Origin of the sequence: Sphingomonas sp. OV641 (assembly GCF_900109205.1) — a bacterium.
GTDB lineage: Bacteria > Pseudomonadota > Alphaproteobacteria > Sphingomonadales > Sphingomonadaceae > Sphingomonas.
Window position 1 is genome coordinate 280,295 of the sequence record NZ_FNZB01000004.1, and the last position, 7,441, is coordinate 287,735.

Annotated in this window: 8 protein-coding genes; all 8 read left to right on the forward strand. The window is 68.1% G+C overall.

Annotation, left to right across the window (positions count from 1 at the left end; translation table 11 throughout):
- Window positions 1-6: 6 nt before the first annotated feature.
- Complete coding sequence (locus BMX36_RS17235) at window positions 7-2,313, forward strand: bifunctional salicylyl-CoA 5-hydroxylase/oxidoreductase (protein WP_093067500.1); 2,307 nt, start codon at window positions 7-9, stop codon at window positions 2,311-2,313.
- Window positions 2,306-3,121: an SDR family NAD(P)-dependent oxidoreductase gene (locus BMX36_RS17240; RefSeq protein ID WP_256210860.1), complete on the forward strand. Its 816-nt coding sequence runs from the start codon at window positions 2,306-2,308 to the stop codon at window positions 3,119-3,121. Before BMX36_RS17235 ends, BMX36_RS17240 begins: the two co-directional genes overlap by 8 nt.
- Window positions 3,118-3,612 (forward strand): MarR family winged helix-turn-helix transcriptional regulator, encoded by a 495-nt coding sequence (locus BMX36_RS17245; protein WP_093067502.1) that lies wholly within the window; start codon window positions 3,118-3,120, stop codon window positions 3,610-3,612. Before BMX36_RS17240 ends, BMX36_RS17245 begins: the two co-directional genes overlap by 4 nt.
- Window positions 3,609-4,418 carry an enoyl-CoA hydratase family protein gene (locus BMX36_RS17250; protein ID WP_093067505.1) on the forward strand — a complete coding sequence of 270 codons (810 nt, stop codon included), beginning with the start codon at window positions 3,609-3,611 and terminating at the stop codon, window positions 4,416-4,418. The genes BMX36_RS17245 and BMX36_RS17250 overlap by 4 nt, the downstream gene beginning before the upstream one ends.
- Window positions 4,418-5,584, forward strand: a complete 1,167-nt coding sequence (locus tag BMX36_RS17255) for an acyl-CoA dehydrogenase family protein (protein WP_093067508.1) — start codon at window positions 4,418-4,420, stop codon at window positions 5,582-5,584. Before BMX36_RS17250 ends, BMX36_RS17255 begins: the two co-directional genes overlap by 1 nt.
- A complete protein-coding gene (locus tag BMX36_RS17260; RefSeq protein ID WP_093067512.1) occupies window positions 5,584-5,988 on the forward strand; it encodes an acyl-CoA thioesterase in 405 nt (134 codons plus the stop codon). Before BMX36_RS17255 ends, BMX36_RS17260 begins: the two co-directional genes overlap by 1 nt.
- Window positions 5,985-6,389, forward strand: coding sequence for a RidA family protein (locus BMX36_RS17265; protein ID WP_066781167.1), 405 nt, complete (start codon window positions 5,985-5,987; stop codon window positions 6,387-6,389). Before BMX36_RS17260 ends, BMX36_RS17265 begins: the two co-directional genes overlap by 4 nt.
- Before the next feature lie 15 nt (window positions 6,390-6,404).
- Window positions 6,405-7,441: acyl-CoA dehydrogenase family protein (locus tag BMX36_RS17270; protein ID WP_093067514.1), on the forward strand; the 1,037-nt coding region annotated here is incomplete at its 3' end.

Consider the following 7,441-nt stretch of genomic DNA (forward strand, 5'->3'; position numbering starts at 1 on the left):
ACGCCAATGAAGATCGCATGCCTCGGCGGCGGACCCGCCGGCCTCTATTTCGCCATTTCGATGAAGCTGCGCGATCCCGCGCATCAGGTCGAGGTGTTCGAGCGCAACCGCGCCGACGACACGTTCGGCTGGGGCGTCGTCTTCTCCGACCAGACGGTCGAAAACCTGATGACCAACGATCCCGTCAGCGGCCGTACGATCGCGGGCGAGTTCACGCATTGGGACGATATCGACGTCCACCTGGGCGGCGAATGCATCCGGTCCACCGGGCATGGCTTCATCGGCATCGGCCGCAAGCGCCTGCTCGCCATCCTGCAGGAACGGGCGCGCGGACTTGGTGTCGTGCTCCACTTCCAGCATGAGGCAAGCCCCGATCTCGCCGACTGGGCCGGTTACGACCTCGTCATCGCCGCCGACGGTGCGAACAGCCGTATCCGCACTGCTTATGCCGAGCATTTCGATCCCGACATCCAGGTGAAGAAGAACAAATTCTTCTGGTTCGGCACCAACAAGGTGTTCGACGCCTTCACCTTCGCCTTCGAACAGACCGAGGCGGGCTGGGTCTGGGCACACGCCTATCGCTTCGACGACAATCTCTCGACCTTCATTGTCGAGATGGCGCCCGAGACCTGGGCCGGGCTCGGGCTCGATCGCATGGATCAGCCCGCGGCGATCGCCTTGTGCGAACAGATCTTCGCCAAATATCTGGGCGGCCACCCGCTCATGTCCAACGCCACGCACCTGCCGGGGCCGCAGGCATGGCTCAACTTCCGGCGCATCATCACCGGCCGCTGGTCGCACGACAAGATCGTCCTGCTCGGCGACGCGGCGCACACCGCGCATTTCTCGATCGGCTCGGGCACCAAGCTCGCGCTGGAGGATGCGATCAAGCTTGCCGAGGTGTTGAACCGCCCCGGCCTCGACCGCGCGTCGGCGCTCGCGGAATATCAGGCGGAACGCAGCGTCGAGGTGCTGAAGCTCCAGAACAGCGCGCGCAACTCGACCGAATGGTTCGAGACGCTCGATCGCTACCTCCCCTTTCCGCCGATCCAGTTCGCTTATTCGCTCCTCACCCGCTCGCAGCGCGTCAGTCATGAGAATCTCCGGCTGCGCGACAAGGCCTGGCTGGAGGGGGTCGAGCGCTGGTTCCAGGCGCAGGCGCCCGGGGCAAGCGGCCGCAATGCCGCTGCGCCGCCGATGTTCGCGCCCTATCGACTGCGCGACCTTCGGCTGGAAAACCGCATCGTCGTCTCGCCCATGGCGATGTACAGCGCGGTGGACGGCACGCCGACCGACTTCCACCTCGTTCACTACGGCACGCGCGCGCAGGGCGGTGCCGGCCTCGTCTATACCGAAATGACCTGCGTCTCGCCCGACGGCCGCATCACCCCCGGATGCCCGGGCATGTATGCGCCCGATCATGTCGCGTCTTGGCGGCGCATCACCGACTTCGTTCACGCCAACACCGCCGCGAAGATGTGCCTCCAGCTCGGCCATTCCGGCGCCAAGGGCTCCACGAAGATCGGCTGGGAAGGCATGGACGCGCCGCTCGATGCCGGCAACTGGCCGCTGATCGCCGCCTCCGACGTGCCGTGGAGCGACACCAGCCAGGCGCCGCGCCCGATGACCCGCGCCGACATGGACATGGTCCGCGACCAGTTCGTCGCCGCCACGCGAATGGCGATCGATGCCGGCTTCGACATGGTCGAGATGCACGCCGCGCACGGCTATCTCCTGTCCAGCTTCATCACCCCGCTGCAGAACACGCGCACCGACGATTATGGCGGCAGCCTCGAAAACCGTCTGCGCTTCCCGCTCGAGGTATTCGCCGCCATGCGCGCCGCCTGGCCGGCCGATCGCCCGATGTCGGTGCGCATCTCCGCCACCGACTGGATGGGCGATGCCGGCGTCACCCCCGACGAAGCGGTGCGGATCGCCGAGGCCTTCCGCGACGTGGGCGCCGACCTCATCGACGTCTCCGCCGGCCAGACCTGGGCCGCTGGGCAGCCGGTCTATGGCCGCATGTTCCAGACGCCCTTCGCCGACCAGGTGCGCAACGAGGCGCGCGTCTCGACCATGGCGGTCGGCAACATCTTCGAGACCGATCACGCCAATTCGATCCTTGCCGCCGGCCGCGCCGATCTGGTCGCGATCGGCCGCCCGCACATGATCGATCCGATGTGGACGCTGCGCGCCGCCGCGGCGCACGAATATCGCGGCGTCGCCGTGCCGCCGCAGTATCTCGGCGGCATGAGCCAGCTTGCGCGCAACATGAAGCGCGCGGCCGAGCAGGAGGCGGCGCTGCGTGGTTGACGGGGGCGTGGTTGAGGGGGGCGTGGCCAAGGCGGGCGCGACAGAGGGGTCGCTCGCCGGGCTCCACGCCGTCGTCACCGGCGGCGGTTCGGGCATCGGTGCCGCCATCGCGCGCGCGCTGGCTGGGGATGGCGTTCGCCTCACGCTCGTCGGTCGGCGCCGCGACGCGCTGGAACAGGTCGCCGCGACGCTGCCGCACGCCATAGCCGCGCCCGCCGACATCACGGATCGCGCGCAGGTGGACGCCGCCTTTGCCGCCGGCCGCGCCGCGCATGGCCCGATCGCGATTCTCGTCAACAATGCCGGCACCGCGCCCGCCGCGCCCTTCGCGAAGGTCACCGCCGACGCCTGGCGCCAGGTGATGGCGATCAACCTCGACGCGCTGTTCCACTGCTGCCAGGCCGCGTTGCCCGATCTCAGGGAGGCGGCCGCCGGGCGCATCGTCACCGTGGCCTCCACGGCGGGGGTGAAGGGCTATGCCTATACCGCGCCCTATGTCGCCTCCAAACATGGCGCGATCGGATTGATGCGCGCGCTGGCGGTCGAACTCGCGGGCACCAGCGTCACCGCCAACGCCGTCTGCCCCGGCTTCACCGACACCGATATCGTCGCAGACGCCGTGGCGAACATCCGCAGCAAGACCGGCCGGAGCGTGGAAGAAGCCGAGGCCGAACTGGTCCGGTTCAATCCGCAGAAGCGGCTGATCGCGCCGCAGGAGGTCGCCGATGCGGTCGTCTGGCTCTGCCGCCCGGCCGCCAGATCGATCACTGGCCAGGCCCTGATGGTCGCCGGCGGAGAGGTGATGTGACGGACGCGCTCGACATCCGGGAAAAGCATGACGGCGCGCTCGATGATCGCAGCAACGTGCGCCTCTGGCTGCGCCTGCTCACCTGCACCACGGTTATCGAGAAGCGGATAAAGCGCCGGTTTTCGGACAATTACGACATCACTCTGCCGCGTTTCGACGTGATGGCCGCGCTTGATCGTAATCCGGAAGGCATGACGATGGGACAGCTGTCGCAGGCGCTGCTCGTCTCCAGCGGCAATGTGACGGGCGTGGTCCAGGCGCTGATCCGCGACGGTTACGTCACCAACGCGCCCTCGCCCACGGACGGCCGCGCCTCGATCGTCCGCCTCACCCCCACCGGCCGCGACTGTTTCGCCGGCCTCGCCGACGCGCATCACGACTGGATCGACGCGATGCTCGCCGGCCTCACCAATGACGAGCGCCGCGCGCTGTTCGACCTGCTCGGCGTGCTCAAGCGCTCGCTCGCCAGCGATACAGGAGAGGAAGCATGAACCCCGAAACCTTCACGCCCCGGCATTTCGGCTGGAGCTTCGCCGATGGCGTCGCCACCGTCACGCTCAACCGTCCCGAGCGGAAGAACCCGCTGACCTTTGAAAGCTATGCCGAGCTGCGCGATACCTTTCGCAACCTCGTCTATGCCTCGGCGGTCAAGGTGGTGGTGATCACCGGCGCGGGCGGCAATTTCTCCTCGGGCGGCGACGTGCACGAGATCATCGGGCCGCTCACCGAAATGGCGACGCCCGAACTGCTCGCCTTCACCCGCATGACCGGCGATCTCGTCAAGGCGATGCGCCTTTGCCCGCAGCCGATCGTCGCCGCGCTTGACGGCATTTGCGTCGGGGCCGGCGCGATCATCGCCATGGCATCCGACATTCGCCTCGCCACGCCCACCACCAAGACCGCCTTTCTCTTCACGCGCGTCGGCCTCGCCGGCTGCGACATGGGCGCCTGCGCGATCCTGCCGCGGATCATCGGCCAGGGCCGCGCCAGCGAACTCCTCTACTCGGGTCGCATGATGCTGGCCGAGGAAGGCGAGCGCTGGGGCTTCCACAACCGTCTGGTCGCGTCGGAAACGCTGCTCGCCGAGGCGCAGGGCCTCGCGCGCGATCTCGCCAGCGGGCCGACCTTCGCGCATGGCATCACCAAGACGCAGCTCAACACCGAATGGGCGGTCAGCCTCGAAACCGCGATCGAGATGGAGGCGCAGGCGCAGGCTATCTGCATGACCACCAAGGATTTCCGCCGCGCCTTCGAGGCGTTCGCCGCCAAGCGCACGCCGGTGTTCGAAGGCGACTGATGGCCGATCGCAGCTTTCTCGACTGGCCGTTCCTCGACGACGGCCATCGCGCGCTCGCCGCCGCGCTGGAGGAATGGTGCCTCGCCAACCTCCATCATGCGCACGGCCCCGATGTGGATGCCGAATGCCGCGCGCTGGTGCGTGCGCTCGGCGAGGGTGGCTGGCTGCGCTATTGTGTCCCCGCCGCGTACGGCGGGGTGCACGATGCGCTCGACGTCCGCTCGCTTTCGCTGATCCGCGAAACGCTCGCCCGCCACTCCGGCCTGGCCGACTTCGCCTTCGCCATGCAGGGGCTCGGCTCCGGCACGATCTCGCTGCTCGGCACCGAGGCGCAGAAGCAGGCGTATCTGCCCGCGGTCGGTCGCGGCGAGCGGATCGCCGCCTTTGCGCTGACCGAGCCCGCCTCGGGCTCCGACGTCGCCTCGATGGAGACCACCGCCGATCGCACCGCCGACGGTTATCGGATCAACGGCGCCAAGACCTATATCTCGAACGGCGGCATCGCCGACCATTATGTCCTGTTCGCCCGCACGGGCGAGGCGCCCGGCGCGCGCGGCGTCTCCGCCTTCATCGTCGATGCCGACACGCCGGGCCTCGCCGTCACCGAGCGCCAGCAGGTGATCGCCCCCCACCCGCTCGCCACGCTCGCCTTCACCGACATGCTCGTGCCGCACGACGCCCTGCTCGGCGAGGCCGGTCGCGGCTTTGCGGCCGCGATGGCGACGCTCGACATCTTCCGCACCACCGTCGGCGCCGCCGCGCTCGGCTTTGCCCGCCGCGCGCTCGATGAGGCGACCGCCCGCGTCACCGTCCGCAAGCTCGGCCAGGGCACGCTCGCCGACAGCCCCGTCACGCAATCGGCGCTCGCCGACATGGTGCTCGACGTCGATACCGCCGCACTGCTGATCTATCGCGCCGGCTGGCTGCGCGACGTGCAGGGCCAGCGCAACACGCGCGAGGCCGCGCTCGCCAAGCTCCACGCCACGGAAGGCGCGCAGCGCGTCATCGACAAGGCGGTGCAGCTGTTCGGCGGACTCGGCGTCACGGTCGGCGTGCCGGTGGAGGCGCTGTATCGCGAGGTGCGCGCACTGCGCATCTACGAAGGCGCGTCCGAGGTGCAGAAGATCGTGGTCGGCCGTCAGCATCTCGCCGCCGCCAACGGCTGATGTTCACCGCCACCTTTCCCTTGCGCTTCGGCCATTGCGACCCTGCCGGTATCGCCTTCTATCCGCGCTATTTCGAGCTGTGCGATGCCGCGATCGAGGATTGGACGGCGGCGGTGCTCGGCCAGGATCGCCGGACGCTTCACCTCGATCTCAAACTTGGTCTGCCGACCGTCAGCCTCCAGGCCGATTTCAGCAAGGCGAGCCGGCTTGGCGATCAACTGGCCTTCGCCATCCGCACCCGCCGCATCGGCAACAGTTCGGTCGACCTTGATCTTACCGTCACCAGTGATGGCGAGACGCGCTTTCTCGCCCGCTACACGATGGTGCTGATCGACCTCGTCACCCTCCAGGCCACATCCTGGCCCGCTCCCTTGCGCGAGCGTCTCAACAAGGAAGTCGAATGACCGTCCATCGCCATCTCCTGCCCCCCGGCTGGCCGCGGCCGCGCGGCTATGCCAACGGCATTTCGGCCAGCGGCCGGATGGTCTTCACCGCCGGCGTCGTCGGCTGGGACGAGACGGAAACCTTCGTCGCCGACACGCTCGCCGGCCAGTTTCGCCAGGTGCTGGTCAATACGCTCGCGATCCTCGCCGAGGACGGCGCCGGCCCCGAGCATATCGCCCGCATGACCTGGTATGTCACCAGCCGTGACGAATATGTCGCGAGCCTCGCCGACATCGGTGCGGCCTATCGCGAGCTGATCGGCAAGAACTTCCCCGCCATGGCGGTGGTCGAGGTGGCGGCGCTGGTCGAACCCGCCGCGAAGGTCGAGATCGAGACCATCGCCGTCGTCCCCGCCGCTTGATCGAGGAGCCACCCGATGCAGCAATTCGACTGGGCTGATCCCTTCCTGCTCGACGAGCAGCTGAGCGAGGACGAGCGGATGGTGCGCGATACCGCGCGCGCCTATGCGCAGGAAAAGCTCGCGCCCCGGATCATCGACGCGTTCGCCAACGAGGTCACCGACCCGGCGATCTTCCGCGAGATGGGCGAACTGGGCCTGCTCGGCCCGACGATCCCCGAGGAGTACGGCGGCGTCGGCGCGAGCTATGTCGCCTACGGCCTCGTCGCGCGCGAGGTGGAGCGGATCGACTCGGGCTATCGCTCGATGATGAGCGTCCAGTCGAGCCTCGTCATGTATCCGATCCACGCCTATGGCTCGGAGGAGCAGAAGCGCAAATATCTGCCCAGGCTCGCCAGCGGCGAATGGATCGGCTGCTTCGGCCTCACCGAGCCCGACGCCGGCTCCGATCCCGGGGGCATGAAGACCCGCGCGGTCAAGACCGACGGCGGCTATGTCCTGAACGGCGCGAAGACGTGGATCTCCAACTCTCCCATCGCCGACGTGTTCGTCGTCTGGGCGAAGAGCGACGCGCATGGCGGCGGCATTCGCGGCTTCGTCCTCGAAAAGGGGACGAAGGGGCTGTCGGCGCCCAAGATCGAGGGCAAGCTGTCGCTCCGCGCGTCGATCACCGGCATGATCGTGCTGGAGGATGTCGAGGTCGGCGAGGAGGCTTTGCTCCCCGAGGTGCAGGGGCTGAAGGGCCCGTTCGGCTGCCTCAATCGTGCCCGCTACGGGATCAGCTGGGGCAGCATGGGCGCGGCGGAATTCTGCATGCATGCCGCGCGGCAGTACGGCCTTGACCGCCAGCAGTTCGGCCGGCCGCTCGCCGCGACGCAGCTCTATCAGAAGAAGCTTGCCGACATGGAGACGGAAATCGCGCTCGGCCTCCAGGCGAGCTTGCGCGTCGGCCGCCTGATGGACGAGGGCCGCTTCGCGCCGGAGATGGTCTCGATCGTCAAGCGCAACAATGTCGGCAAGGCGCTCGACATCGCCCGCGTCGCGCGTGACATGCA

Excerpts from the sequence above, each read along its gene's own strand:
- BMX36_RS17250 (WP_093067505.1), top strand. The coding sequence starts at position 3,609 with ATGAACCCCGAAACCTTCACGCCCCGGCATTTCGGCTGGAGCTTCGCC.
- BMX36_RS17260 (WP_093067512.1), top strand. The coding sequence starts at position 5,584 with ATGTTCACCGCCACCTTTCCCTTGCGCTTCGGCCATTGCGACCCTGCC.
- BMX36_RS17255 (WP_093067508.1), top strand. The coding sequence starts at position 4,418 with ATGGCCGATCGCAGCTTTCTCGACTGGCCGTTCCTCGACGACGGCCAT.
- BMX36_RS17235 (WP_093067500.1), top strand. The coding sequence starts at position 7 with ATGAAGATCGCATGCCTCGGCGGCGGACCCGCCGGCCTCTATTTCGCC.
- BMX36_RS17265 (WP_066781167.1), top strand. The coding sequence starts at position 5,985 with ATGACCGTCCATCGCCATCTCCTGCCCCCCGGCTGGCCGCGGCCGCGC.